The sequence below is a fragment of the Kinneretia sp. DJ1R-11 genome (assembly GCF_025717595.1).
Lineage (GTDB): Bacteria > Pseudomonadota > Gammaproteobacteria > Burkholderiales > Burkholderiaceae_C > Paucibacter_A.
This window is the reverse complement of record NZ_JAJIRR010000005.1, coordinates 68,788-94,775: the sequence shown is the minus strand read 5'-3', so window position 1 is coordinate 94,775 and position 25,988 is coordinate 68,788. Positions and strand designations below refer to the sequence as shown.

Annotated in this window: 21 protein-coding genes; 8 read left to right on the top strand and 13 right to left on the bottom strand. The window is 66.9% G+C overall.

What is annotated here, in order from left to right; translation table 11 throughout:
• Positions 1-57 precede the first annotated feature (57 nt).
• The 4 genes from LNV23_RS10760 to LNV23_RS10745 form a co-directional block, all read right to left on the bottom strand.
• Positions 58-1,275, bottom strand: a complete 1,218-nt coding sequence (locus LNV23_RS10760; protein ID WP_263562983.1) for an ammonium transporter — start codon at positions 1,273-1,275, stop codon at positions 58-60.
• Between the two features lie 411 nt (positions 1,276-1,686).
• Positions 1,687-2,073 carry a hypothetical protein gene (locus tag LNV23_RS10755; RefSeq protein ID WP_263562982.1) on the bottom strand — a complete coding sequence of 129 codons (387 nt, stop codon included), beginning with the start codon at positions 2,071-2,073 and terminating at the stop codon, positions 1,687-1,689.
• Between the two features lie 235 nt (positions 2,074-2,308).
• A complete protein-coding gene (locus LNV23_RS10750) occupies positions 2,309-2,659 on the bottom strand; it encodes a hypothetical protein (protein WP_263562981.1) in 351 nt (116 codons plus the stop codon).
• 291 nt (positions 2,660-2,950) lie between these two features.
• Complete coding sequence (locus tag LNV23_RS10745; protein ID WP_263562980.1) at positions 2,951-3,313, bottom strand: arsenate reductase; 363 nt, start codon at positions 3,311-3,313, stop codon at positions 2,951-2,953.
• On the opposite strand from LNV23_RS10745, the gene aat reads away from it, so the two are divergent.
• Positions 3,312-4,103, top strand: coding sequence for a leucyl/phenylalanyl-tRNA--protein transferase (gene aat / locus LNV23_RS10740; protein WP_263562979.1), 792 nt, complete (start codon positions 3,312-3,314; stop codon positions 4,101-4,103). The genes LNV23_RS10745 and aat overlap by 2 nt on opposite strands.
• Before the next feature lie 58 nt (positions 4,104-4,161).
• The gene (locus LNV23_RS10735; RefSeq protein WP_263562978.1) at positions 4,162-5,004 is read left to right on the top strand and encodes an arginyltransferase; all 843 of its coding nucleotides are present in this window, start codon (positions 4,162-4,164) and stop codon (positions 5,002-5,004) included.
• Here the strand turns inward: LNV23_RS10735 and LNV23_RS10730 are convergent.
• Complete coding sequence (locus LNV23_RS10730) at positions 4,968-7,598, bottom strand: sensor domain-containing protein (protein ID WP_263562977.1); 2,631 nt, start codon at positions 7,596-7,598, stop codon at positions 4,968-4,970. The two genes, LNV23_RS10735 and LNV23_RS10730, sit on opposite strands and share 37 nt — an antisense overlap.
• Positions 7,599-7,648: 50 nt before the next feature.
• Positions 7,649-8,788: an NAD(P)/FAD-dependent oxidoreductase gene (locus LNV23_RS10725; protein WP_263562976.1), complete on the bottom strand. Its 1,140-nt coding sequence runs from the start codon at positions 8,786-8,788 to the stop codon at positions 7,649-7,651.
• 325 nt (positions 8,789-9,113) lie between these two features.
• On the opposite strand from LNV23_RS10725, the gene LNV23_RS10720 reads away from it, so the two are divergent.
• From LNV23_RS10720 to LNV23_RS10705, 4 genes are all read left to right on the top strand, one after another.
• The gene (locus LNV23_RS10720; RefSeq protein WP_263562975.1) at positions 9,114-10,121 is read left to right on the top strand and encodes a response regulator; all 1,008 of its coding nucleotides are present in this window, start codon (positions 9,114-9,116) and stop codon (positions 10,119-10,121) included.
• A gap of 31 nt (positions 10,122-10,152) precedes the next feature.
• Entirely contained in the window at positions 10,153-10,887 is a 735-nt protein-coding gene (locus LNV23_RS10715) for a hypothetical protein (protein WP_263562974.1), read from the top strand.
• A gap of 69 nt (positions 10,888-10,956) precedes the next feature.
• On the top strand, positions 10,957-11,862 hold the full coding sequence (locus LNV23_RS10710) for a plasmid replication/partition related protein (RefSeq protein ID WP_263562973.1): 906 nt from the start codon (positions 10,957-10,959) through the stop codon (positions 11,860-11,862).
• 70 nt (positions 11,863-11,932) lie between these two features.
• Positions 11,933-13,105, top strand: coding sequence for a GGDEF domain-containing protein (locus LNV23_RS10705; RefSeq protein ID WP_263562972.1), 1,173 nt, complete (start codon positions 11,933-11,935; stop codon positions 13,103-13,105).
• A 39-nt stretch (positions 13,106-13,144) separates the two neighbouring features.
• Here the strand turns inward: LNV23_RS10705 and yidD are convergent, their stop codons facing one another.
• From yidD to LNV23_RS10680, 5 genes are all read right to left on the bottom strand, one after another.
• Entirely contained in the window at positions 13,145-13,633 is a 489-nt protein-coding gene (yidD, locus tag LNV23_RS10700; RefSeq protein ID WP_263562971.1) for a membrane protein insertion efficiency factor YidD, read from the bottom strand.
• Complete coding sequence (locus tag LNV23_RS10695; RefSeq protein WP_263562970.1) at positions 13,630-14,202, bottom strand: YdeI/OmpD-associated family protein; 573 nt, start codon at positions 14,200-14,202, stop codon at positions 13,630-13,632. The genes yidD and LNV23_RS10695 overlap by 4 nt, the downstream gene beginning before the upstream one ends.
• Positions 14,203-14,211: 9 nt before the next feature.
• Positions 14,212-14,700, bottom strand: coding sequence for a carboxymuconolactone decarboxylase family protein (locus tag LNV23_RS10690; RefSeq protein WP_263562969.1), 489 nt, complete (start codon positions 14,698-14,700; stop codon positions 14,212-14,214).
• 71 nt (positions 14,701-14,771) lie between these two features.
• On the bottom strand, positions 14,772-15,332 hold the full coding sequence (locus tag LNV23_RS10685) for a GNAT family N-acetyltransferase (RefSeq protein ID WP_263562968.1): 561 nt from the start codon (positions 15,330-15,332) through the stop codon (positions 14,772-14,774).
• Positions 15,333-15,440: 108 nt separating this feature from the next.
• On the bottom strand, positions 15,441-15,965 hold the full coding sequence (locus tag LNV23_RS10680) for a nuclear transport factor 2 family protein (RefSeq protein ID WP_263562967.1): 525 nt from the start codon (positions 15,963-15,965) through the stop codon (positions 15,441-15,443).
• 228 nt (positions 15,966-16,193) lie between these two features.
• Here LNV23_RS10680 and LNV23_RS10675 point away from each other — a divergent pair, with 228 nt between their 5' ends.
• Both LNV23_RS10675 and LNV23_RS10670 read left to right on the top strand, forming a co-directional pair.
• Complete coding sequence (locus LNV23_RS10675; protein ID WP_263562966.1) at positions 16,194-20,339, top strand: GMC family oxidoreductase N-terminal domain-containing protein; 4,146 nt, start codon at positions 16,194-16,196, stop codon at positions 20,337-20,339.
• Complete coding sequence (locus LNV23_RS10670) at positions 20,339-22,084, top strand: alkaline phosphatase D family protein (protein WP_263562965.1); 1,746 nt, start codon at positions 20,339-20,341, stop codon at positions 22,082-22,084. Before LNV23_RS10675 ends, LNV23_RS10670 begins: the two co-directional genes overlap by 1 nt.
• A gap of 9 nt (positions 22,085-22,093) precedes the next feature.
• On the opposite strand, the gene LNV23_RS10665 is transcribed toward LNV23_RS10670, so the two are convergent.
• Positions 22,094-23,437: an alpha/beta fold hydrolase gene (locus LNV23_RS10665; protein WP_263562964.1), complete on the bottom strand. Its 1,344-nt coding sequence runs from the start codon at positions 23,435-23,437 to the stop codon at positions 22,094-22,096.
• Positions 23,438-23,945: 508 nt separating this feature from the next.
• Entirely contained in the window at positions 23,946-25,835 is a 1,890-nt protein-coding gene (locus LNV23_RS10660; protein WP_263562963.1) for a sensor histidine kinase, read from the bottom strand.
• Positions 25,836-25,988 lie beyond the last annotated feature (153 nt).

Sequence of the window (25,988 nt, the reverse complement as noted above, 5' to 3'; positions counted from 1 at the left end):
CGCCCGAAGGCGGTGGAAGGCAAGAGCCGAAGCCAAATTGCAAGGCTGAGCCTGAGCTTACCAGCTGACCTCGCGCTCCGGCGTGGCACCGATTTTGTGTATAGAAAGATCGGCACCGTCGAACTCTTCTTCCTGGCTCAGACGCAGGCCGACAAAGCGCTTGAGCAGGCCGTAGACCACAAGGCCGCCGGCCAAGGCCCAGGCCACGCCGGCCAGGGTGCCGATCAGCTGCGACCAGAAACTCACACCGCCCACGCCGCCGCCGGCCTGGCTGCCGAAGATGCCGCAGGCAATGCCGCCCCAGGCACCGCAGAGGCCGTGCAGAGGCCACACGCCCAGCACATCGTCGATCTTCCAGCGGTTCTGCGTCAGGGTGAACATCTTGACGAAGATGTAGCCGGCCACCGCGCCCGTGATCAGCGCGCCATGCGGGTGCATCACGTCCGAGCCCGCGCACACGGCCACCAAGCCGGCCAGCGGGCCGTTGTAGGCAAAGCCAGGGTCATTGCGGCCGGCCAGCACGGCGGCCAGGGTGCCGCCGACCATGGCCATCAGCGAATTGACAGCAACCAGGCCCGAGATCTTGTCCAGGGTCTGCGCGCTCATCACATTGAAGCCGAACCAGCCCACCGCCAGCACCCAGGCGCCCAGGGCCAGAAAGGGAATGCTGGACGGCGGATGCGCGCTGATGGCGCCGTCCTTGCGGTAGCGGTTCATGCGAGGGCCGAGCAAGAGCACGGCGGCCAGCGCGATCCAGCCGCCCACCGCGTGCACGACCACCGAGCCGGCAAAGTCATGGAACTCGGCGCCGAATTGGGCTTTGAGCCAAGCCTGGAAACCAAAGCCCTGATTCCAGACTAGGCCCTCGAACAGCGGGTAGATCAGGCCCACGATCACGGCCGTGGCCGCCAGCTGCGGGCCGAAGCGGGCCCGCTCGGCAATGCCGCCGCTGATGATGGCCGGAATCGCCGCTGCAAAGGTCAGCAGGAAGAAGAACTTCACCAACTCATAGCCATTGCGCGCCGCCAGGCTTTCGGCCCCGGTGAAGAAGTGCACGCCGTAGGCCACGGTGTAGCCCACCAGAAAGTAAGCCACCGTGGACACCGCGAAATCCACCAGGATCTTGACCAGGGCATTGACCTGGTTCTTCTTGCGCACCGTGCCCAGTTCCAGAAAGGCAAAGCCCGCGTGCATGGCCAGCACCATGATGGCGCCGAGCAAGATGAAAAGGGCGTCTGCGCCCTGCTTGAGTGAAGAAAGGGAGGAAGAGTCCATCGGGCTGGCTGGGTTGGGGTTGTTCTGCTTGCTTGCTTGCTGGATTGCTTGCTTGTCTCTTGACCTGGCCTCTTTCGCACCATCGGAGGGCCAGACGCACCAGATCAGCAAGAACAGTGCCCAAATTGGCGCAGGCCAAGCCCGCAGAGTGCGCACCAAATGGAGGCGCCAAGCGTCATTTCGGGGCGGCAGCGCACCAGAGATGAGCGCGGGCGATGAATGAGTGGATGGGACGGAGGCTGCGGCTGAGCCGGTGATTCGGACTGAACCTTCAGGCCTGTGCAGCCCTGATTTTCCGCAGACCAGAATGAGCAAAAAACCGCGAGCGGCCCCGCGCCACGCCAGCGGGAAGCCGGGCAAGCCTCACGGCGTGCCCGCTGAAGACGACTACGCAGCGCACCACTTGTTTACTTATTGCTTGCTCGCGGACCAATACGACAGAAAGTCTCGCCCGGTGGAATGGGTCAGCCCTTCCAGGCGCCCGCCCGACAGCACCGCGGAGTGGTTGTAGGGGCCGGAGCCATCGGCGGTGACAAACGCGATTCGCACGGCGCCCCAGTCGCTGTTCAAACGTCCTTGGCTGATGGGTGAGCCGTAAAACGTCCCGCTGAAAGTCTTGCCTTCCACCTTGGTGACCACGAACTCCTGAAAGTAGGGGTCTGCATCCGGTGTGGGGCGAAGGTCGACCTTCCAGGTACCGACCAGCTCCAAGGGCTGTGGCTTGGAGGGTGGCTGAACGGTTGAGCAGGCGATCAGCACTGAGGCTGCCAGACCGACCATCAAGATGGAAGTACGCATGAATAGGCCCTGAAGTGAAACGGATGTGGTGTGGTGAACCTCGCTTGACTTTATAGCGACCTCGCCACCCAAGCGCACCGCGCGGTGCCGATCCACTACAAACTGCCCAGGCAAACACCCATTTCAGGAGGGTCGGGCCTGCGGCAAACGACCGAAAGCGATTCAACCCTGACCGTGTGGTTCCAATTTAAGCTTGGCATGAAGTGAAGCCTCTGCAGGCCAAGCAAGTTATGCGTCAGCCAAAGTAACTTGCCACAAAGAGCAATGTTGCAGAGAAGAGCCCGACACCCAAGGAAAAGAAACAGGCGCCAACTACCACCAGAGTCAATTGACCCTTTAGGCCATGACGGTCATAGGAATCGTCCATCGTCCCTAAACCATACCCAAACGCGTCGAACTTTTCTCCGCAGGACCGCATTAACAACCTAGCGGGCACCGAAAGCGCAAGGGCCGAACTGAGGCCCCAAATCACGAACTGGTACAGAGAAATGCCGATGCTGCTAGATGCAGCACTAAGCACCAAGGTAGCGGCTAGAGCAGCCGCGAGACTGGCAAGCGTGACTCGTGAAAGCAGAGATATCTTCATCGGCTTGGATGGCTAATGAGGCGGTCCAACAAACCAAAACAACCTGCCACACTCACCAGTCAATGCGTGTGAAAGGCTGCATCGGAGAGTTTCAAGGTCCACCGGTGAACGGTTGTCTGAAAGCCGAACTTTTCGGCGTCTGATCACGATTGTGTCGCCCGTGGGCTGTACCCCTCGCGAGCACTGCAACATCTTGTAGTCGGCGCGAGCGCTTGATCGGCGTAGCGAGCCATTTCAGCGGCTCGCAGCAGAAAATCGTCCAGCCCAAGAGGGCAACCAGGAAACTCTCAATCACCCTCCCCCCACCACCTTCTCCCCAAACACCTCCACCCCAAACCCCACCGTGAAGCTGCCATCCGCCCAGCGCACCAGCGGGCGCTTGATGACGCTGGGCTGGGCCAGGGCGAGTTGGGTGGCGCTGGTGGCGTCGACGACGGCGGCTTTGCTTGCCTCGTCGAGCTTGCGCCAGGTGGTGCCGGCGCGGTTGATCACCTTGTCCCAGCCCAGGGCCGCCATCCAGAGGGGCAGCTGGTCGGCGGGGACGCCGGCTTTCTTGAAGTCATGGAATTCAAACGTCAGACCGGGCTGTTCTTGCAGCCAGGTGCGGGCGCGTTTGACGGTGTCGCAGTTGGGGATGCCATAAACGGTAATCATGGTGGCACGCTACCATGAAGCCATGATCGATTGGCTGGACGAACGCACCCTGGACTTTCCCCCGACGCAGCGCGCGCTGGGGCCTGAGTCCGACGCCCCAGGGCTGCTGGCCGCCGGCGGCGACCTCAGCCCCGAGCGCCTGGCCGCCGCCTACGCGCGCGGCATCTTTCCCTGGTTTGGCCCGAACCAGCCGCCGCTGTGGTGGGCGCCGGACCCGCGCATGGTGCTGCAAACCGCCCACTTCAAGCTCTCGCGCTCGCTGCGCAAGACCTTGCAGCACTTCATCCGCACGCCGGGCTGCGAGATCCGGGTGGACAGCGCCCTGCCCGAGGTGCTGCGCGCCTGCGCCCAGGCGCCGCGCGAGGGCCAGAGCGGCACCTGGATCCTGCCCGAGATGCAAGCCGCCTATCTGGCCTGGTCGCGGGCGCAAGGCGCCGTGCACAGCATCGAGACCTGGATGGACGGCGAACTGGCGGGCGGGCTCTACGGCGTCAACCTCGGCGGCATGTTTTTCGGGGAATCGATGTTCATGCGCCGCACGGATGCCTCCAAGATCGCCCTGGCCGCCCTGATCTGCCTGTGCCGCCGGCATGGCATCCCCTGGATCGACTGCCAGCAAAACACCCGCCACCTGGCCTCGCTGGGCGCCGCCGAAGTGCCGCGTCAGCAGTTCGAGGCCCACATCCAGCAAGCCCTGCAGCGGCCAACGCCGCAGGATTGGACCTATCATCCGGCGCTGTGGGCGCAGCTGGGCCCGGCCTTCGACCGCGATGCCGGGCTGGACCTCTGACCCTCACCGCCCCCCTTCTTTTCCCACCAACTTTCTAGACGCCACTGAGCTGAAGACCGTGACCCATCTGAAAGAGCTCCCGCTGGCCCAGCTGCAGTTCTACGCCACGGCCGCCTACCCCTGCAGCTACCTGGCCGACCGCCAGGCACGCTCCCAGGTGGCCACGCCCAGCCATCTGATCCACGCCGACGCCTACTCCACCCTGGTGGCCGCGGGCTTTCGGCGCAGCGGCCTGTTCACCTACCGGCCTTTGTGCGATGGCTGCAAGGCCTGCGTGCCCATGCGCATCCCGGTGACCAGCTTCAAGCCCAGCCGCAGCCAGCGCCGCGCCCAGCGCCAGCACCAACACCTGCAGGCCAAGGTCATGCGCCTGGGCTACAGCCAGGAGCATTACGAGCTTTACCTGCGCTACCAGGCCGCGCGCCACTCAGGCGGCGGCATGGACCACGACAGCGTCGAGCAGTACAGCCAGTTCCTGCTGCAAAGCCGCATCAACTCGCGCCTGGTCGAGTTCCGCGAACGCCGTGCCGATGGCGAGATGGTGCTCAAGATGGTGTCCATCCTGGACATCCTCAACGACGGGCTCTCGGCCGTCTACACCTTCTACGAGCCCGAGGAACACTGCAGCTACGGCACCTACAACGTGCTCTGGCAGATCCAGCAGACGCGCGATCTGCAGCTGGCCCACCTCTACCTGGGCTACTGGATCGCCGAGAGCGGCAAGATGGCCTACAAGGCCGATTTCCGCCCGCACCAGCTGCTGCAGCAGGGGCAATGGGACTGGGCGGCCGAGGCGGCAGGATCGGGGTCGCGAGCGCTTCCGCAGCCAGAGTCCCCGCCCCTAGCCCCGCCCGTCGCCCCGCCTCAATCGCTCGAAAGCTGCGCTTCCGGCAGCAGCTGATCGGCCGGCAGCGGGCGGCCGAACCAGTAGCCCTGGAAGGCCTGGCAACCGAGGGCCAGAAGCTGCTGATGCTGTCCGGCCGTCTCCACACCCTCGGCCACCACTTGTAGACCCAGGCTCTCGCCGAGCGCCAGGATGGTGCGGGCGATCGCCGCATCGTGACCGTCGGTCAAGAGGTCGGCCACAAAGCTGCGGTCGATCTTGAGCTGGTCCAGCGGCAGGCGCTTGAGGTAGGACAGCGAGGAATAGCCGGTGCCGAAGTCGTCGAGCGCAAAGCCGACACCGCGGTCCTTGAGCGCCCGCATCTTGGCCACCACATCGTCGACGTCACCGACCAGCATGCTCTCGGTCAGCTCGAGCTTGAGCCGGAACGGGTCGGCGCCACTGCGCTGCAGGGCATCGAGCACGCTGGTCACGAAATCGGCCTGCGCGAACTGGCGGGCGCTGACATTGACGGCCAGGCTCCAACCCGCCATCGCCGGCTGCCCCGCCCAGGCCCGCAGCTGGTGGCAGGCTGCGCCCAAGACCCATTCGCCCAGCGGCAGGATCAGCGCCGATTCCTCGGCCACGGCAATGAACTGGACCGGCGCCACCAGGCCGCGCTGCGGATGGCGCCAGCGCACCAGGGCCTCGGCGCCGAGCACACGTGACTGGGCATCAAACTGCAGCTGGTAGTGCAGCTCGAACTCCTCGGCCTGCAGGGCGCGGCGCAGATCGGCCTCCAGCTCGTTGCGGGCCTCGGCGGCGGCCTGCATCTCGGGGTCGTAGAAGCGCGCGGTGTTGCGCCCGGCCGCCTTGGCCTGGTACATGGCCATATCGGCCTTGCGCAGCAGTTCCTCGACGCTGGTGTCGCCCTGCATGAAAAGCACGATGCCGATGCTGGGCGTGCAGCTGTAGCTCTGCCCGCGCAGGATATAGGGCTGGGCCAGGGCCGCGAGGACGCGGGCGGCCACCTGTTCGGCCAGGCCGGCCGCTTCCTGCGCCAGGGCGCAGCGGGCGTCGAGCAGGAGCACGAACTCATCGCCACCGAGCCGGCCGACGCTGTCGCCGACGGCGACACAGGCGGCCAGGCGCGTGGCCACTTGCTGCAACAGAAGGTCGCCGACCTCGTGGCCGCGGGTGTCGTTGAGCAGCTTGAAATGGTCGAGGTCCAGGAACATCAGCGCGCCATGCTGGCTGCTGCGTGCCGAGGCGGCCATGGCCTGCTTGAGGCGATCCAGCAAGAGCCGGCGGTTGGGCAGGCCGGTCAGCGGGTCGAAGAAAGCCAAACGGTGAATTTCCTCGGTGCGCTGACGTTCCAGCGTGATGTCACGCACCAGGGCGACAAAGGTGCGCCGGCCGGCGCGGTGGATCTCCGACAGCGAGAGCTGCAGCGGGAACTGCTCGCCATTGAGGCGCAAGCCCGTCATCTCACGCGCCAGGCCTTGCTGGCCGGCTTGCACCGAGCCGGCCAGCAAGGCCTGGATCAGCTCGGCCGAGCTCGCCTGCTTCGGGCCCGCCGGGAACAGGCACTGCAGCGGCTGCCCGATCATCTGCTCGGGCGCCTGGCCGAAGATGTCAGCGGCCGTGCGGCTGAAAGATTCGATGCGGCCATGCTCATCAAAGGTGAGCACGCCGTCCACCATATTGTCGAGAATCGCGCGCAGATGTTCGGCGGCCTCGTTGAGGCGGGCTTGGCTGTCCAGCACGGCCTGCTCGGCCAGCTTTTGCTCGGTGATGTCGCAGACCTGGGTGACCAGGCAGCGCGCCTGGCCCGCTGCATCGAGCACCGGCGCCACGGTCAGCAAGCCCCAGACGATGTGCCCGTCCTTGTGCAGATAGCGCTTGACCAGGGAATAGGCCGACAGCGCACCCTGCACGGTGCGGGCCATCTGGTGCAGGTCATCGGCCAGGTCTTCAGGGTGGGTGATGTCGGCAAAGCTCTTGCGCAGCAGCTCGGCCTCGCTGTAGCCGAACATGGAGCAGGCGCGCGCGTTGACCATCAGCCAGTCGCCCTCGCAGCTGACCAGGCTCATGCCCACGGCCGAGGATTCGAAGGCGCTCTTGAACAACTGCTCGCTGTCCATCAAGGCCTGCTCCGAGGTCTTGAGCCGGGTGATGTCGATGTGGCTGCCCATCATGCGCAAGGCCTGACCCTGGGCGTCGCGCGTCACCTCGGCGCGTGAATAGATCCAGCGCCAGCTGCCGTCGCGGTGGCGCAGGCGGAACTCGCGGTCCTCGGGGCCGGGCAGGCCGGCCACGCGGTCTTCGACGGATTGCACGGTGGCGACGACATCATCGGGATGCAGTCGCTCACGCCAGGTTTCAACGAGATTGGGCAGCTCATGGTCGGCATAGCCGAGCTGCTGTTTCCATTCGGGCGAGAAATAGACCTCCTGGCGGCGCAAGTCCCAGTCCCAGAGGCCCACGTTCGCGGCGCGCACCAGCAAGGCCAAGCGCAACTCGCTCTCGCGCAGCGCCATCTCCGCCTGCTTGCGGGCCCGTACCTGCTGGCGGCTGAGCAAGGCCCAGCTCGGCAAGCGCCGCAGCCAGCGGCCCGCCCAGGCGCCCAGGGCCTGCCGCCAATGAACTGAGCCCGTATCTGAATCCGGCATCGTTGCTCCCCGAAGCCTTGAATGTACGCTGGCTCCCCGCGGCCCTGCGCTCAGCTGAGCAGTTCGCTGGCCCTTTGCGCCACAGCCAGGCAGCTGCTCAGACCAGGTGACTCCATGCCCAGCAGCTGCACCAGGCCGGGCAGACCATGCTCGGCCGGCCCCTCAATGCGGAAGTCGGCCGCCGCCTCACCCGGGCCGCTGAGCTTGGGTCGCACACCGCTGTAGGCCGGCTGCAGGGCGCCCTCGGGCAGGTCGGGCCAGTAACGGCGAACCTCGGCCGCAAAGGCCGGCGCTCGCTGCGCATCCACGCGGTAGTCCAGCTGCTCCGGGCTCAGCCCGGGCGCCAGCCACTCCACATCGGGCCCGAAGCGGGCCTGGCCCGCCAGGTCCAGGGTCAGGTGCACGCCCAGGCCGCCGACCTGGGGCATGGGGTAAATCAGGTGGCGAAACGGCGCCCGGCCGCTGAGGGCAAAGTAGCTGCCCTTGCAATAGCGCAGCCCGGGCCGGTGGGCGGGGGTCAAGTCTTGCGTCTGCTGCGCCAACTCGGCGGCCCAGAGGCCGGCCGCATTGATCACGCGCGCGGCCGCCAGGGCGACCGGGCCCGCGTCCGTCTGCACCTCCAGCCGCCACGGCGCCGCCGCGCTGGCCGGGCGGCGCAGCGCCGTGACCTGGCTGTTCAAGACCACCTGGCCACCGGCGGCCTCCAGATCACCCTGCAAGGCCAGCATCAGGCCATGGCTGTCGACGATGCCGGTGTTCGGCGACAGCAGGGCCGCATGGCAGCGCAGCGCCGGTTCCAGGGCTTGGGCCTGGGCACCGCTGAGCCATTGCAGGTCGAGCACGCCATTGGCTTCGGCCTGCGCGGCCAGAGCCTGCAGCTGGGGCAGCTGCGCCGGATCGCTGGCCACCAGCAGCTTGCCGCAAGCCCGGTGCGCGACGCTGCGGCTGCGGCAGTAGTCGTACAGCAAGGCCTTGCCGCGCACGCAGAGCTGGGCCTTGAGAGAACCGGTCGGGTAGTAAAGGCCGGCGTGGATGACCTCGCTGCTGCGCGAGCTGATGCCGCTGCCGATCTGCCCACTGCGCTCCAGCACCAGGGTTTCCAGGCCGCGCAAGGCCAGGGCCCGCGCAGCCGCCAGACCGATCACGCCGGCGCCGACCACCACGGCGTCCACCTGCCCCAAGTCCTCCATCGCACCGCCTCCTTGGTTCGTGCTTGCCCCTGCCATGGCCTGATTGTGCGTTGCCCGCAACAAGCGCCCGGTCCAGAAATGGGCCAGCGCCCGAGCGGCGCGACCTGGTTTGATTCGCTGCTCGCCCGGAACGCGCCGCCACGCCAGATCTGAGCCGGTTTCACACCCTTGTTCGGCGCATTGCCGGCGCACGGCCGCGACGACACTCCGCATCCAACAAGCCCTGCAGTCAAGGGCAAACGGACCGGCCACAAGGCACGGCCCAGGGAGCTCAAGACATGCAAGCCGAGGGTGCGCCACAGTGCCCCGGCCGAGAGGGACGTCGATGACTGCGCACGCGCACACCGGCCAGAGCCAGGGCAACAGCCATACGGGCGGCAAGAAACTGCTGATCGTCGACGACAGTCGCGCGATCCAGGCCATCATTCGCCGCGCTCTCGAATGCGAGGAGCTGGGCGAGCTGCAAATCCAGACCGCCCGCGACGGCGCCGAGGCCCTGGACAAGGTGGCTGCCTTCCGGCCCGACCTGGTCCTGTCGGACTGGCATATGCCGGGGGTGTCCGGCATCGAGATGCTGCAGACCCTGAGGCAGACCGGCTTTCATGATGTGGCCGTGGGCTTTGTCACCACCGACCGCGCCAGCGATTGCCAGACCCAGGCGCGCAGCAACGGCGCCCTCTTCCTTTTGCACAAGCCCTTCGACGACCAGGCCTTGCGCAGCGCCGTGGCCCTGGGGCTGGGGCGCAGCGGCGTGCAGGTCCCGGCCGCGGCCCCGCCGCCGGCCGCGGCCGCGGCAGCATCCGCAGCGCCCGCCACCGGCGAGCCGCCGGCCATCGAATCCCTGGCCCTGGCCCAGCAGACCTTGTTCGCCCATCTGGGCATGCGCGGCTTCGAGCTGGCCCGCCACCAGCAGCCACTCGAGCTGCGGCAGCAAGGTTTTGTGCTCCCCGGCCCGCAGTTGGTGGCCCTGTACGGCAGCGTGGGCCGCAAAGGTGTCTATGCCGTGGGCCTGCTGGACCTGGCTGCCTGCTGCTTGATCGGCGGACTGGCGGCGGGCAGCAGCCCCAAGGAGATGCAGACCGCGCATGAGCAGGGCAAGCCCAATGCCCGCCAGTTCGAGCTGGCCAGCCACTTCATGCGTCAGATGGCGCCCCTGATCAAGAAACGCAGCCCCAGCGATGCGCCCAGCCTGAGCACGACCCGCCTGAGCAGCCAGCCCCTGGACAAGCTGGCCAGCTTGCTGGAGACCCACAAGGGCCGCAGCGACTTTGTGCTGCGCGTGCCGGCCCAAGCGCCCCATGGCGACGGCCGCCTGAGCTTCTTGCTCGCCTGAGCCCGGGCCAGGCAAAGAGAGCGCACCCGCCATGGCACTCGTGATCGAAGACCTGGCCAGCGTCGGCGTGCTGGTCGCCAATGCGGTGTTCATCGTCGTATCGGTGGGCAGCTATCTGCGCATGAATGCCCACGAAGCCGAGCGCCAGAGCTTTCTCAGCCGCGCCCTCAACGACCACCGCGAAAGCGGCCGCGAGCTCAAGGCCGTGGCGCGCAATCTGGAGCGGCTGATGGAGCGCGCCGAGCGCATGCGCTTGTGGCAGCGCGAGGGGCCCGAGGACAGCTGGCGCGGCCGCGCCGAGATGCACGCCGGGGCCGCCGCAGACGACGAGGCCCTGGGCCCCGAACCCGATCTGGCCCGGCTTCGCCCGCCCGAGGCCATGCAGCAGCTGTCGCCCGCGGCCTTCGCCGAGTGGCAGCGCCTGCATGAGATCGAACTCGATCGCGTGCTCAGCCAGCGCCGCCGCCTGCAAGCCCAGCTGGCCGCGGCCCTGCAACAGCAACAGCAACAGCAACAGGCGAACCGACGCGGCGGCCTCGGCCTGCGCGAACAGCAAGAGCGCCTGCAGGAGCTGCAAGCGCTGCAGGCCCGGCTGCAAGAGGAACAGGCGCGCGGCGCCAAAGATGAAGCGGCCTTGCAGCGTGTCGAGCGCCAGCTGACCAAGCTGCAGGGCGAAATGGAACGCCAGCAGATCGAAAAAGACTTCATCGAGGACCGCCTGCTGCTGCTCGACAGCCGGGAACGCGAGCAGCGGGCAAGCGCCTGAGGCGAAACGGCAGGCAACCTAGAATACCGGCCCTGCTCCGATTTGCCTGCCCCCGAAGAATTGCTCCCCATGAACATCACCGTCCTCGACGAACTGCGCGCCTACATCGACCCGCTGACCCCTGAAGAACACCAGGCGCTGGAGCGCAGCATCCTGGCCGAGGGCTGCCGCGACGCGCTGGTGCTCTGGGGCGAGATCCTGGTCGACGGGCACAACCGCTACGGCATCTGCCAAAAGCACGGTCTGCCCTTCCAGACCATGCAGAACACGCGCTTCAAGTCCATGGAGGACGTGCATCTGTGGATGATCGACCAGCACCTGGGTCGGCGCAGCGTCTCGGACTTCCAGCGCGGCATCCTGGCCCTGCGCAAGAAGGAGATCGTCTCGGCCCGCGCCAAGGAAGCCGTGGCTCGCCTGGCCGAAGCCGGCGCGGGCGGCGCGGTCGAGTTCCCGGCCGAGCTGGCCGACGGCTCGCCCACCGGCCCCGACAGCAGCGCCCTGCCCCCGCCCGAGCCGCTGACCAGCCGCGAGGCCATCGCCAAGGCCGCGCGCATCAGCAGCAACACCGTGGTGCAGATCGAGAAGATCCAGAAAAGCGCCGCGCCCGAGCTGGTCGAGGCGGTCAAGGCCGGCACCATCTCCATCAATGCGGCGGCCGCCGTGGCCAGCCTGGCCCCCGAGGAGCAGATCGCCGCCGTGGCCGGCGGCAAGAAGGAGCTGCAGCAGGCCGCCAAGCGCGTGCGCGAGGGCAAGAGCGGTGGCCGCGCGCCCAAGGCCGAGGCCAGCGCCGAGGGAACCGAGGGTGCAGCCAGCACTGCCGGCGAGGACAGCGCCAGTGACGCCGACCTGCGCAACCGCGAAGCCCAGCTCAAGCTCTTGCAGGACACCGTGGCCGAGCTGACGGCCGAGAACAAGCAGCTCAAGGACGAGGTGCTGCGCTTGAAAGACCAGCTGGCGCTGCTGCAACAGTCCTGAAACTGAACCGCTCCTTTGCGCGGAGCGGCTACAGTGAGGGCCACAGCGGCCCACCCCCAGCAGCGAATCGATGGACAGCGAACTCCAGGCAGACCTTCAGGCAGAGAACCAGGCCCTGCGCCGACAGCTGGAAAGCCTGTTGCGCGAGGCCCGCAACAACGAAGAGAAGATCCGTCGCTTCGACCAGCTGGAGCACCGCCTGATCGGCGCGCGCTCCATGGCTGAGCTGCTCAGCTTGCTGCTCAATGACTACCGCCAGGCCTTCGGCATCGACGCCGTGTCCATGGTGCTGCTGGACCGTGACGAGGAAGCCTGCCGCATGCTGGACGCCGAGCGCCACCGCCACGAGGGCCCGGCCAGCGCCCAAGGGCAGGAGCCGGCCCTGCTCGACGGCCTGACCCTGCTGCCGACGATCGCGCCGATCGCGCCGCTGTTTCAAGGCCAGCTGAACAAACCCTGGCTGGGGGCCTTCGACGAGCTGCGCCACCGGCCCCTGTTCGGCACGCCTCATGTTTCCCGCAGCCAGACCCTGGCCTCGGTGGCCCTGCTGCCGCTGGCCCGACATGGCGAGTTGATCGGCAGCCTGCACTTTGGCAGCAGCGACCCGGCCCGCTACGAGCGCGGCGCCGGCACCCAGCTGCTGGAGCGCCTGTGCGCCATCGTCTCGGTCTGCCTGGACAGCGCGCTCAACCAGGAGCGGCTCAAGCTGGCCGGCCTGACCGATATGTTGACCGGCGTGCACAACCGCCGCTACTTCGAACACCGCTGCCTGATCGAGATCGCCCAAGCGCGCCGCTACCGCCACGAACTGGCCTGCCTGTTCCTGGACCTCGATCATTTCAAGTTGATCAACGACCGCCACGGCCACCCCGCCGGAGACGAAGTGCTGCGCAGCATCGGCCACCTGATCCAGTCGCAGCTGCGCCTGGGCGACACGATTGCCCGCTTCGGCGGCGAGGAGTTCGTGGTGCTGCTGCCGCAAGCCCCGGCGCAAGCCGCGCGCGAGATTGCCGAGCGCATACGCGCCAGCATCGCCGCCCGCGCCCTGCTGCTGCCCAGCGGCGAATTCATCCCGGCCACCGTGTCGGTGGGCCTGGCCATGCTGGCCGCCGACAGCGCCGCCGATGAGCCGCAAGCCCAGGCCCTGCGCCTGGTGGACGCAGCCGACCAGGCGCTCTACCGCGCCAAGTCGAGCGGGCGCAACCGGGTGGTCAGCAGCGCCGACCCGGCTTCGCCGCACTGAACCAGAGGCAGCGGATCGGCGGCTTCCCGGCCGGCAGCTTCAGCGCCGCTGCTCCGGCCAAGGCACGCTCTCGCGGCGGCGCGTTTTTTTACTGGGCATGGGATGGAGCTTGTTCTGGCGCCGAGTCGGCCAGTCACAGCTGCAGCAATCGCAGCAACTGGCGCTGTCAATCAGTCGGCTGAAGCTGCGCAGATCGGGCGCATCACAGGCGCTGCAGTCCGGGGCGTCGCAGCCCAGGTCACAAAAGCCGCGCTGCGCCGCCAAGCCGCCGAATCCAGGCAAGGGGCGCTGCCGGCAACGCCGGTGCACCTCGCCACAGCGGCGCAGGCGCAGGCGCAAGACGCCGAGGCCCCGCCACAGACCCTGACCACGGATCGCACGGTAGCCGAGGGCCGAGCAGCCCGCGCGGCCGCAGTGCAGGCGGTAAGCACAGGCGAAGCCTTTGTAGGGTGAAAGGTAGCTCTGGTAGGCCCGGATCAACGCCAGCGCCAGGGCCTGCAAGCGGCCTACCGTGCTGGGGCCGCTCATCGTTCCCAGCGCAGGCCTTGCGCGCACAGGCCGATCAAGTGGGCCAGGCGCGCGGCCCGGGTGGCGGGGCGCTTGGCGCTGCAGACATGGTACAGCTGCTGGCGCCGATAACCTGGCGGCGAGCCGGCCCAGTAACGCCAGGCAGCCTCGGACTCTTGAAAGCGTCGCAGCTCCTCTTCGCTCAGCTGCGCCGGCTCACTTTGCTCGTAGGCATAGATGGCCGTGCGTTCTTCGCGCCGCTGGGCAAAAGCCTGCACGCCGGCGGCATGGACCCGGCCCTGGTCCAGCAGCCGCTGCATCTTGGCCAGATTGATCGCGCTCCAGATCGATCCGGGCCGGCGCGGCGTGAAGCGGATCTGGTAGGACTGCGCATCAATGTTCTGGCGCACGCCGTCGATCCAGCCATGGCACAAGGCCTCGTCCACCGATTCCGGCCAGCTCATGCTGGGCAGGCCGCTGTCGCGCTTGTAGAAACCAACCCGCAGCTCGCTGGCGCTGGCCGCATGCGCGTCCAGCCAGGCGCGGAAGTCCGCGGCCGTGGCGAAGAACTGCGGCGCGGGCGCGCTCATGGCCTCGGCTCAGGCGGCAGGCGGCGTGAAGCGCAAGGCCCCGGCAATGCGATTCCAGGCATTGATGGCGCCGATGGCGGCCGTCAGATTGGCAATCTCGACGTCGCTGAACTGAGTCTGCAGCTGCGCATACAGGCCGGCTTCAACCGGCGCCGCGGCCATGCGCGTCAAAGCTTCGGTCCAGGCCAGGGCGGCGCGCTCACGAGCGCTGAAAAGAGACGAATCGCGCCAGGCGGCCAGCTGATCCAGCTGCGCCTGTGGCACCCGCAGCTTGCGGGCCAGGTTCAGATGGAACTGCAGGCAGAAGGCGCAGCCATTGATCTGCGAGGCGCGCAGCTTGAGCAGCTCGACCAGGCCCTTGTCCAGGCCAGAGGCGTCCACCGCACGGCTGTAGTCGCGCAGGGCGCTGACCACGCCAGCGGCATGCTGTTCAAACTGGGCCCAGTCCTGGTGGGGCTGACGTGCGGCAGATTCGGAGGAAGGCGAAGAATCGGTCATGGTGAACATCGAAAAGGCAGTTTGAAAGGCAAGCGCCTCGGGCGCATGCGAGCCAGTTTCGCAGAAGCGGCTCAGGCCGAAGACGCCCTGCGCACACCGCTTTCAAACACCTGCACCACCCCCTGCCAAGGCCCGCTGCGCAGCACATGCTCCTGGTACTGGCCACCCGAAACTTCGGCGACCACCTGGCGCCAGAAACCCTGGGCGGCGTAGTTCAGGCTCATCTGCCCGACTTCCCAAGGCCCTGGCAGCGCCTCGAACACCGCGCGCGCCATTTGCCGGCCCAGGCCCAAGCGCCGGTATTTCTTCAAGACAAAGAACTGATTCATCCAGTGGCCACCCGGGACGGCGCTGCCGAGCCGGCTGGAGCCATCGACCAGGGCCAGGCCGGCATAGCAGCCGGCCACCGTGGCCACAAAGGCATGGCAGGCCGGGTCGCGCCAGAAGCGGTCCAGCTCATAGCCGTATTCGCCATGGGCATCGAGGTCCTGGTCCCAGATGTCGGACAACTCGTACTGGTAGAGCTCCAGCATGCGCGCCAGCGGCAGGCGGTCGGCCGGCGTGGCCAGGCGAATGTCCGAGGTGCTCTGGCCGGGCCCCGAATGTGGAGGCGAAAACTTAGAAACCTGCATGGCCAGCCCACTCCGCGGATGAAGTCGATGACGCAAGGGGCTGCCACCATGGCAGCCCAGCGCGGGCCCGATTCTCACCGAGGCAAGGCTACCACCCCGCGCCGAGGCTCAGCGCCGGGTGTCCGGATCCCAATGCTCGACGATGCGGCCCTGGGCATCGAGGCGGAACAGATCAAACCAGGTGCTGGTGTAGGTCTGGCCCGGCGCTTTGGGGTCGGGGTGCACGGAGACAAACACCAGGTTCACCAGATCGCCCTCGGCCATGATGGCCACCAGCGGCGCCTCGACGTGTGCAGCCACCGGCCGCGGTTTGCTGAATTTGCGAAAGAACTCGACAAAGCCAGCGCGGCCGCTCGGCACATTGGGGTTGTGCTGGATATAGCCCTCGGCCAGGTACTGCTCGGCGCGCTCCAGTTGACCCGCTTCGAAGACCTCGCGCCAGAAATCGTAGACCCGGCGCTTGTTGGCCGCCAGGTGGGCATCGTCGCTGCGCAAGAGCAGCTCGTGATCGGCCTGGGCCGTCACCGGCTGCTGCGCCTGTGCCGGGCGGGCGGCAAGCACGAACAGAAGGAAGAACAGGCAAGTGCTCAGTATCAGGCCGAGCAACCAAGTGGGAAGGCGAACAGATTTCATACAGCTAAGCTCACTCGTCCTGTCGGGCTGGTCAAGGCCGTGGCAAACGGCAGGAAGCCCATTGGACAATAGGGACGAGCACCACGCCTGCCGGGCTCCGGCACTTGTGATCGTTGCCCCTGGGCGAGGGATGAATGCAGCGACGAATACAAGCGGGTTTCCATTCACAAGCCTGCCGCACAGGGGCCGCTATGCTGCGCGGCTGTTCTCCGCGAGACCCTGTCCATCATGAGCACTCCGGCCTCCACGTCTGCATCCCCTGCCGCAGCCCCAGCGCCGCGCCGCGCCACCCGCGACATCTCCATCGGCCTGGAAGTGCTGCTGAGCGAACGCCAGGATCAGACGGACAGCGCCGCTGATGATGCGCCGGAGGCTGGGCCAGGCCGCGTGCTGGATTTCGACATCCTGATCATCGGCAGTGGCTACGGCGGAGCCGCCGCGGCCGAGTACCTGTCGCGCTGCGTGGCAGCCGAGGGTCAGCCGGATCAAGCCCTGCGCATCGCCGTGCTCGAACGCGGCCAGGAGTACCTGCCCGGCGCTTTTCCGCGCCGCATGGCGGACCTGCCCGGCCATGTCCGTTTCTCCACTTCGGGCAGCGCCGAGGTCAAGGGCTACCGCAAGGCCTTGTTCGACTTTCGGCTTGGGCCCGATATGTGCGTGGCCCTGGCCAATGGCCTGGGTGGCGGCTCGCTGATCAATGCCGGAGTGATGGAGCCGGCCCTGCCCTCGGTGTTCGAGGGCGAGCGCTGGCCCCAAGCCCTGCGCCGGGACCCGGGCCAGATGCAGGCCTGGTACGAGCAGGCCGGCCGCGCCCTGGGCAGCCTCGATGCGCAAGGCCAGCCCAACACCATCGCCCGCCTGAGCGGCCACAGACCGCGCCGCGCCGACTTTCTGGTCCAGCTGGGGGCCGAGGGAGCCGTGCCCGCTCGCCAGGTTCCCATCACCGTGGCCCTGGAGGCTGCGCCGCGCAGCGCCGCCGGCCTGCCGCTGGAACGCTGCATCGCCTGCGGCGACTGCGCCACCGGCTGCAACCAGGGCGCCAAGGAATCGCTGGACACCAATTTGCTGCGCCAGGCCCAAGCCCAGGGCGTGCGCTTGGTGACGGGTGCCACGGTGCGCTATCTCGAGCGCAGCGCGGGAGATGAGCCCGTCTGGACCGTGCACCTGTCCCACACCGACGAAAAGCTGAACGCCCGAGAGCCAAGCGATCTGCAGCTGCGCGCCCGGCATGTGGTGCTGGCCGCGGGCAGCCTGGGTTCGACCGAAATCCTGATGCGCTCGCGCGAGCAAGGCCTGAGCTTGTCCGACCGTTTAGGCGAGCAGTTCAGCGGCAATGGCGATGTGCTGGCCCTGGCGATCGATTCGCCGTGCGATCTGAACGCCCTGGCGGACGAAGACCAGGCGCCAGCCCAGCGCGATGTCGGCCCCACCATCACCGGCTTGATTGATGTGCGCGAGGCGGGCGGCTTTGTGGTCGAGGACCTGGCCATTCCCGGGCCGATGCGCTGGGCGTTTGAAGAAAGCTTCGCCATGGCCGAGACCCTGCACGGCCTGGCCCGGCCGGACCACAGCGAGCATGGCAGCAGCCTCAGCTTCGAGGACCCCTATGCCATCCCTGTGGCGCGGCGGCCGCGCATGTTGCCGGTGGCCTTGATGGGCCTGGATGCGGCCATCGGCCGCTTGCAAAGCCCGAAGGACACGACAAAGCAAACACCCGAGCCCGGCACCCTCAGCGTGCACTGGCCCGAGGCGCGCAAGGACCCCGCCGTGCAGGCCCGCCACGACTGGCTGAACCTGCGTTTGGCTCGCCAGGGCGCACGCCTGCTGGCCAACCCCATGTGGCGGCTGCTGCCGGCCGAGATGAGCTTTCTGATCAATGACCAGCTCGGCCCCATGCTGACCGTGCACCCGCTGGGCGGCTGCGCCATGGGCGACGAAGCCAGCCGCGGCGTGGTCAATGAATGGGGCCAGGTCTTCAGCGGCCGCTTCGGCGAGGCCGTGCACCCAGGCCTGGCCGTGCTGGACGGCGCCATCGTGCCGGCCGCCGTGGGCATCAACCCGGCCCTGACCATCACGGCGCTGAGCCTGCGCGCCCTGGCCAGCTTGCGCCAGCGCTGGGGCTTGGTCGAGCGCGGCCCACGCATGGGGCAAGAGATAGGGCAAGACCTGGCCCCACGGCCGGTCTACCGAGTGATCAAGCCCGAGCAAGCGCCGCAGAGCAAGCCCACCCTGGCCGAGTTCCGCGAACGCATGGGCGGCTATGTGCGTCTGCCCGGCGCGCCGGGCGGTGAGCTCAAATACCTGGAACTGAGCTTTGTCTTCGAGCCAGTGGCCCTGCAAGACCTGCTGCAGCCCGGCCCACAGCGACGCTTGCAAAGCGGCCCCGGCAGCACAAGCCGCCTGCGCCTCTTCGACACCGCAGCCGACCCCGACTCACCGGGCCGGCCCATGATCGTCAGCGCCGACCCGCAGCGCCAGGGCGCCAAGCTCTGGATGCATGCCGAGCGCGAGGACCGCGATGCGCGCTGGCTGGCGCCGCTGGAACAAGCGCAGCTGCAGGTGTTCCACCGCGCCCGCAGCAGCCATCGCCAGCGCCGCTGCAGCGCGCTGAGAGCCTGGTTCATGAACCGCGGCTGGCGCGACAGCATGTTTGCGCTGATGGACTTGGCCCAACAGAGCGAAGCGACCAAGCCACGCATGGGGGCCCGCTCCAGTCCACTGGGCGACCGGGTCCGCAATGCCATGGCCCTGGCCAGCCATGGCGGCCAAGTGCGTTTGATGGAGTACCAGGTGCGCATCCAGGCACCCGAGCAGGGTCAGGTCTTGCCTGCCTGGTTGCAGCCGCTCTATGCCCAGCCCCTGCACGGCGTGAAGCGCATCAGCTACACCCGGCGCGCCAACCCCTGGACTCAGCTCAGCCGCATGGTGCTGGAGGCGCCGCCGCTGCAAGGCCTGGACGGCGGCACGCCGCAGATGGACCTGGATCTCTTCTACCTGGCCCGCCAAGGCCAGCCCCTGCTGCGCATCACCCAGCAGCAGGACCTGGCCAGCGCCATGCGCGATGTCGGCTCCCTGCTCAGCTATGTGCTGCGTCTGCTGGTGGGCGTGCATGTCTGGAGCTTCCGCAAGCCCGACGCCGCGCCACCGCGCGAGCCCCAGCGCCTGCCGGCCGAGGTGCCAGGCCTGCCAGCGCCCGAGATCTGCGAGCTGGCCGTGGGCCGGCGCGGCGAAGCCGGCCTGTCGCGCCAGCCGGTACAAGCGCGCAAGGCAAAGGACGACGATCAACCCGTGCATCTGCGCCTGACCCGCTACCGCGCGCGAGCGGGCGGCCATGGCCAGCCGGTGCTGATGTTGCACGGCTACAGCGCCAGCGGCACGACCTTTGCGCACCACTCGGTGCAGCCGGGCCCGGCCCAGCTCTTGTGGGACGCCGGCTTCGACATCTGGATCGCCGACATGCGCACCAGCGCCGGCATGCCCTCGGCCTGCCTGCCCTGGACCTTCGAGGAATGCGCGCTCAACGACATCCCGGTGGCGGTGGACCATGTGCTGCGTGCCAGCGGCAAGCCCCAGATCGACGTGCTGGCGCACTGCATGGGCTCGGTGATGCTGCATATGGCCTTGCTGCAGCCTCAAGCCCAGCCCTTCGAGCACTTCTACCCCCTGCGCCAAAAGCTGATGGCCGGCGGGCTGATCCGCCGGCTGGTGATCTCGCAGGTCACGCCCAAGATGATCTTCTCGCCCACCAACAGCTTGCGGGCGCATTTGATGCAGTACATCCGGCCCTATCTTCCGATGGATGACTACAGCTTCCGCCCGAGCGAACCGGCGGGCCTGACAGACCAGCTGATCGACCGTCTGTTGTCCAGCCTGCCCTACCCGGAGGCTGAGTTCGACATCGAGAACCCGCCCTTCCCCAGCCTGCGCAAAACGCCCTGGACGGCCACCCGCCACCGCATGGACCTGCTCTACGGGCGCGACTTTGCCATCGGCAATGTCGGTCAGCCCGTCTTCGATTTCATCGACGACCATTTCGGCCCGCTGAACATGGACACCGTGGCGCAGGCCATCAACTTCGCACGCAGCAACGAGATCACCGACTGGAGCGGCGCCAGCCTCTACCTCGACGACATGGCCAAGACCCTGGCCCACTTGCAGCAGTTCCCGGTGCTGTCCATCCACGGCCAGGACAACGGCCTTTGCCAGGCCGAGAGCGCCGAGCTGACGGCCGATCTCTATGAACAGGTGGCGCCAGGCCGCTACCGCTTCCGGGTGATCGCCGAGCACGGCCACCAGGACTGCTTGATCGGCCGCCACATCGAGCAGCGCGTCTTTCCCCACATCATCGGCTTCCTGAAGGAGGGCTTGTCGTGATGCCCCTGCGTCTCACTCCCGCCAAAGCCCAGAGCCTCGACCCGGAACTGCGCAGCGCCCACCCGCCCCTGCACCGCTTGGAAGTGCGCCACCGTGCAGCGCCTGGCGCCCTGCCCGACACCGACGCGCCAGCCGCGCAAGACCTGGCCCTGGTCTTGACCGCCCTGCAGCCCGAGCTGGGCTGGCCGCGGCTCTGGGCCTGGCTGCCGATGCGGCGCGTGGGTGCCGATCACTGGCAGCCGCTGCAGCCCGATGCGCCGCTGGCCAGCCAGGCGCGGCTGCAAGCATTTGAGAAGCCAGCCGGCGACGGCACGCGCGAGCCCCTGCCCGGCGAGCCGCTGCGCCACGCCCTTCCCATGGACTTCTTCGAGGGCCTGCACGATGTGGACGCCGCCCTGCTCTGCCTCTTCGTCTACGCCGATGCGCGCACGCCGCACCGCGAGGGCGAGCGGCCGCCGCCGGGCCTGGAAGACGCCCTGCGCGACGCCCTGGCCCAGCCGCCGCTGAGCTGGCGCCACGCCCTGCTGCAGCGGCCAGACACCCAACCCGAGCAGGCCCGCCCAGGCCAGGCCCTGAGCTTGGTGCTAGCCGCTTGCCAATACCCGCCCGGCGTGCTCGACCCCAGCCGCCCGGCCGACACGCCGCCCGAGCTGGCCGGCCCGGCCCAGGCCTCGCAGGCCCGATTGCTGGCCTACAGCCGCGGCCATGCGCGCGGGGCTGAGCTGTCCCTGCTGCTGCTGGCCGGCGATCAAATCTATGCCGATGCCAGCGGCGGTCTGGCCGATGCAGGCACGCGCATCGAGCGTTATGCCAAGCCCTACCAGCAATTCAAGGCCGGCCTGGTTCGGCATCTGCCGTCCAGCTTGGCGCGCATCGTTCACGCACCCGACGACCACGAGATCGAAGACAACTGGGAGCCCATCGCTGACCCCCAAGCGCCCGGCGGCCTGCGCCGCGGCCCCTTTTTCGAGAGTGCCGTGGCAGCCGCCTGGGCGGCGCGCTGGGAACCCGGTGACGAGACCGAACGCCCGGGTCTGCTCCAACATTTCTGGCACGACTTCGTCTGGCGCGGCGCTGCGTTTTTCATCGGCGACACCCGCAGCGAGCGTGAACCCCGGCACAGCGGCAACTGGCGCGAGGCACACATCTTCAGCCGGGAGCAGGAAGCGGCATTTGCGCACTGGCTGCGCAGCCATCGCGAGCGCCCCCGCCTGGTGCTGACCGGGTCCCTGCTGCTGCCGCGCCGCCGCGCCTGCCAGGAGCATGCGGCCAGCGCCCTGCACTCCGACGCCTGGTGCGGCTACCCAGCCAGCCTGAAGTCTTTGCTGGCCGAGCTCTGGGCCCAGCAGGCCGATGGCGTGGTATTTCTCTCCGGCGACGAGCACCGCTCAGGTTTCGTCAGCGCCGAGATCTGCGCGCTGGACGAAAACGGGCAAGCCAAGGGCCAGCCCATCCGCCTGCACAGCATCCACAGCTCGGCCCTTTACGCCCCCTGGCCTTTTGCCGTCACTGATGTCGAGGCCCTGGCCGAGCCCGACGAGTTCACCTTCCCCGGCCCCGTCGAGGGTCAAGTCTTGCGCTGCCGCGTCAGCGCATGGCAGGATTTTCCAGGCGACGGCTTTGCGCTGCTGCGTGTGGAGGGGACAGAGCTGCAGCTCTGGTACGACCGGGCTGAGCGGCCGCTGTATCGCCTCAGCGGGCCGGACTTGCCGGCGCCGGATGGGAGCTTCTTGCTGGGTCTGTGAGCTGAACGCTCAGGGCTTGGCAGCAAGCTCGGCGGCTTCGGCCAGATGCTTGCGGTAGCTGTCAAGCACGCGGGGGCTGCGGCCGGCGGCCTCGGCCAGGCTCAGGGCGCGAGCGAACTCGGCGCGCGCTTCGGCGCGACGGCCCAGCTTGAGCAAGACCTCGCCGTGGCTGTCGGCGGCGTTGTCTGACTTGGGGTAGAGCCGCGCATTGGCGCCGAGCACCAGGGCCGCCAGCTGCGCGCGAGGCGCCTGCTTGCCATCGCCGAGGATGGCGTAGCCGGCGTTGTTGACATCGGCTTCGCTCAGGCCCGGCGCACGGATCGCCTGGTCTACTGCGGCTTGCGGATCAGCGGCCGCAGCCGCAGCCTGCAGGTCGCCGCCCAGCTTGGCTCGCGCGGCTTCCAGCGCGCGGCGCTGCGCCTGCTCCTGGCTCAGGCGGATGACCTGGTCCACCGCCGCCACCACGAGATGCGGCTCGTCGAACTGGATGTGGTGACCGCTGACCGGGGTCAGCACATGGGCGCCATTGCTGAACTGGGCGAAGAAATCGCTGTGCAACTGGCGCCAGGCGGCCATGCCGGCGGGGGTGTGCAAAAGCACCTCGGGCTTGGCATAGCGGCGCGTGGACGTCAGCACCACGGCTGGCACATCGGGCAAAGGACCGCCCGCATCGGGCAGCTTGCCGGCATCCATGATGGACTGGATGTAGCGCTCGTCGGCGCGGAAGCGCTCGGGCGCGCCCTGCTGCAAATGCGCTTGTTCGGCGGCCAGGCGGGCGGCGTCCAGCGGCTTGAGCACCTGGTCATAGCGTTCATGCGCCGGATCCACAAAAACCAAACCGGCAATCTGCTCCGGGTGGCGGCTGGCGAAATCGCGAATCAAGAAGGCGCCGTAGGAATGACCGACCAGCACATAGGGCGGCGGCAGCTGCGCCGCTTTGAGCACGGCCGACAGATCACGGCCCGATTGCTGCAGGCTGACCGGCGCCGGGCTGGGCTCGCTCTGGCCATAGCCGGCACGCGAGTAGATGAGAACCTTGGCCCGCGGCGCCAGCTGCGGCGCCACCCGCCGCCAGGCGCTCAGGTCCATGCTGAAGCCCGACTCGAACACGACAGTGGCCTGCGCCTTTTCATCACCCATGCGAATGGCGTGCAGCTTGCGGCCGCCGACGTCGAGCATCTGTTCGCTCATGGCAGCCGGGGCTGCGCTCGGCGCTTGGGGCTGGGCTTGGGCAAACGCCGTGAGGCCGAGGCCGGTCAGCAGAACCAGCAAGGCTGCGCCAGGGACGAGAGAGAAGGTACGGCTTGCGCGCTGGCGCCCGGTGGTGGCGGAGGATGAGGAAAAGGAATTCATGAAGCGGAAGCCCGAAGTTCGGTGGCAGGGAAGATCGTGGGCGGACTGTAGGCAGTTGGCGCCCAAGCCGCCAGTGCTACGCGCTGCGGCGGCGGGCGCTGCGGACGGAGCGTCGAAACACGGGGATGAAGCGTTGGGCTCGAAACGCTTGCCGATTCAGGACTTGGCTCTATGCGACTCCGGCCTGCAGCGCCCCGCATTGCTCGAACCACACAGAAATTGCTCAGCCCTGTGGCCTGGATAGCGCATGCGGTTCACCCGGCGGGCGGTTCCATCGTCTTTGCGAATCCCATGTACTAACCCAGGTGATCCGCAGGCCAGGTCCGGTCATTCAGGCGCCCAGATTGAGCGGCAGCAAGGTGCCCATTGCTGACTTCCGCCACACCGGGTCCAACCCTTTGCTATTCCAAGCTTTCCAGGCGAAAAAGTAAACAGGGTTTGGATATGCCCAACTCTGGTCCTTTGAAATGAGCCGGCCCCATTTTTCTTCACCGTATTTGAGACAAACTTACAGGCTTGCCGGTGTGGAGGGCCAGACGAGTTCAAATCGGCTGCCCAAACCAAGTTCGCTTTGCACACGCAGCTTGCCGAGCATCTTTTGACCTGCTGCCGCTCTGGCTACAAACAGGCCAAGACCGCTGCGTCCCTTGCCAAATTGGCTGGTGACGTACGGGTCGAAAACACGCGGCAACAGTTCGGGGTCTATGCCCCTGCCGGTGTCGCTAACCGTCAGCAGAATTTGCTCACCATCAACGCAGGCTTGCACCTGCACCACACCAGGCTCATCGACGGCGTAGGCATGCCGCTCGACGTTCTGAAGCAGTTGCCTTAGCACTTCAGTGAAGGCCTCAAGGTGTACCGATACGCACAGGTTTGCATCGACTTCTATGCGCAATGGGCTGCGCGGATCAATGCTGCGGTCCCATGTCGCCCGGATCACTTCGTCCAGTTGCACTTCGACCCAATGTTCGTGGCTGTGCGTTGCATTGAGCTGCTGGTAGCTTTCAATCAATTTGATCGCGCTCTCGACACTGCGCCGAGCGAGTTCGGCGCCCTGCTCGCAGGCGCCAATGTCACGCTCAAAGCCCTTGCGCGAGATTGTTCCCTGGCGCACTTGGTTGCCAAGCTGTCGGCTCATATCAGCCAAGGTGCTGACGGCGACCAGCGTGGTGCCCAAAGGCGTGTTGAGCTCATGCGACATGCCTGCCAGCAAGCTGCCCAGTGTGGCCAGTTTGCTGGCCTCGATCAACTCGGTCTGCAATTCATATTGTTTAGCCAGCGCCTGCTCCAGCGCTTGGTTTCGAGCAGCCAATTCGCTTGCGTGAGTCGCACTGCGAGCTTGCTCGGCTTTGGCATGGTCTACTTCCAGCAGCCTGAGCTGGATGGCCATGTGTTTGCGCCCGACCTCATGCGCAGCCTCCAACTCCAAGCCATGGGCGCGCTCCAGTGCCGCTACCGCTTCCTCGCCCTGCCGCAATTCCAATAGCCAGGGCACGATTTGACGCAGGCGTTGGGACATGTCGCGCCACCCGAGAGCCTTGCCGGATTCGATGGCTTTACGCATTAAAACGACTGCGCCAGCCTTATCCTCTTTGAGCGCACAAAGAACGGCCTCGGTGGCGCAAAGTTCCAACTCCATCCAAACTGGAAGCGTGCTGGCTCGGCCAGCGAGGTCGCGGGCATCCTTCAACGCCCGCTCGGCGAGCGCATGCTCACCGCGTTCGGCATACTCCTCTGCGACTCCGGTGCTGGCATTGCTCGCCTCGACCCAACGACGTTGTGCGACAGCCCCGGCGACGCAGTCGATATAGGCCGCAAGCATTGCATCGCGCTCGCCCAATCTACGATGGAGTTGGGCAATCAGCGTGAAAAGGCCAATCCATCCGCACACATCGCCTGAGAGACGGTACAGCTCAATGGTTTCTCGGTACAGCTCAATCGAGTGTCGGTATTCACGCTGCGCAAAGAGTGACATAGCCAAGACGCGGCGGTGCTGCGCCAACAGCAGTGGGTCATTTTCGTTTCGCGTCAGTTCGCTCAATTGCGCCAGGGAGGTCAAAGCTTCTTCCTGACGCTGAAAGAATGAATGCATACGGCATTGCCAACTCAAGAGGGCAACCTTCTCCCGCCTGGAAATGTCAAGCCCGGCCCAAGCCAGTGCTCGCTCTACAAGCGTGGCCACTTCCTCGCGGCGGTGGACCTGCTGCAACAATTCACAGAGGAACAGCGTCAGCAATACCCCGAATTCGCTGGGCCGTTCCATCAGCACCTGATCTTCATACAAGCGCAGGGCGGGTTCGATCAGAGCTTCAGCTGAGCAAGGTGCTTCCCCGTAGAGATGCCATTGCGCCTTCAGCCAGTTAGAGCGTTCAATCAAAGAAGGTAAATGCGAGGACATATCGGGTCTCTGTGTAGGTTGTCACAGGAAACTCCGGTCGCCTATGCTTTGAAATTGAAACTACGCCCTATTGTTCAAGTCCATTCTTGCTTGCATCGACCGTTCTGCTGGGCTTGCTTCTTCCGATAGTAGGTTCAACCGAATGACTCCCAG

Coding starts and splice junctions, on each gene's coding strand:
- yidD (WP_263562971.1), bottom strand. CDS start 13,633: ATGAGCGGCCCCAGCACGGTAGGCCGCTTGCAGGCCCTGGCGCTGGCG.
- LNV23_RS10730 (WP_263562977.1), bottom strand. CDS start 7,598: ATGCCGGATTCAGATACGGGCTCAGTTCATTGGCGGCAGGCCCTGGGC.
- LNV23_RS10720 (WP_263562975.1), top strand. CDS start 9,114: ATGACTGCGCACGCGCACACCGGCCAGAGCCAGGGCAACAGCCATACG.
- LNV23_RS10760 (WP_263562983.1), bottom strand. CDS start 1,275: ATGGACTCTTCCTCCCTTTCTTCACTCAAGCAGGGCGCAGACGCCCTT.
- LNV23_RS10745 (WP_263562980.1), bottom strand. CDS start 3,313: ATGATTACCGTTTATGGCATCCCCAACTGCGACACCGTCAAACGCGCC.
- LNV23_RS10695 (WP_263562970.1), bottom strand. CDS start 14,202: ATGAGCGCGCCCGCGCCGCAGTTCTTCGCCACGGCCGCGGACTTCCGC.
- LNV23_RS10750 (WP_263562981.1), bottom strand. CDS start 2,659: ATGAAGATATCTCTGCTTTCACGAGTCACGCTTGCCAGTCTCGCGGCT.
- LNV23_RS10710 (WP_263562973.1), top strand. CDS start 10,957: ATGAACATCACCGTCCTCGACGAACTGCGCGCCTACATCGACCCGCTG.
- LNV23_RS10685 (WP_263562968.1), bottom strand. CDS start 15,332: ATGCAGGTTTCTAAGTTTTCGCCTCCACATTCGGGGCCCGGCCAGAGC.
- LNV23_RS10690 (WP_263562969.1), bottom strand. CDS start 14,700: ATGACCGATTCTTCGCCTTCCTCCGAATCTGCCGCACGTCAGCCCCAC.
- LNV23_RS10680 (WP_263562967.1), bottom strand. CDS start 15,965: ATGAAATCTGTTCGCCTTCCCACTTGGTTGCTCGGCCTGATACTGAGC.
- LNV23_RS10670 (WP_263562965.1), top strand. CDS start 20,339: ATGCCCCTGCGTCTCACTCCCGCCAAAGCCCAGAGCCTCGACCCGGAA.
- LNV23_RS10665 (WP_263562964.1), bottom strand. CDS start 23,437: ATGAATTCCTTTTCCTCATCCTCCGCCACCACCGGGCGCCAGCGCGCA.
- LNV23_RS10675 (WP_263562966.1), top strand. CDS start 16,194: ATGAGCACTCCGGCCTCCACGTCTGCATCCCCTGCCGCAGCCCCAGCG.
- aat (WP_263562979.1), top strand. CDS start 3,312: ATGGTGGCACGCTACCATGAAGCCATGATCGATTGGCTGGACGAACGC.
- LNV23_RS10705 (WP_263562972.1), top strand. CDS start 11,933: ATGGACAGCGAACTCCAGGCAGACCTTCAGGCAGAGAACCAGGCCCTG.
- LNV23_RS10715 (WP_263562974.1), top strand. CDS start 10,153: ATGGCACTCGTGATCGAAGACCTGGCCAGCGTCGGCGTGCTGGTCGCC.
- LNV23_RS10755 (WP_263562982.1), bottom strand. CDS start 2,073: ATGCGTACTTCCATCTTGATGGTCGGTCTGGCAGCCTCAGTGCTGATC.
- LNV23_RS10725 (WP_263562976.1), bottom strand. CDS start 8,788: ATGGAGGACTTGGGGCAGGTGGACGCCGTGGTGGTCGGCGCCGGCGTG.
- LNV23_RS10660 (WP_263562963.1), bottom strand. CDS start 25,835: ATGTCCTCGCATTTACCTTCTTTGATTGAACGCTCTAACTGGCTGAAG.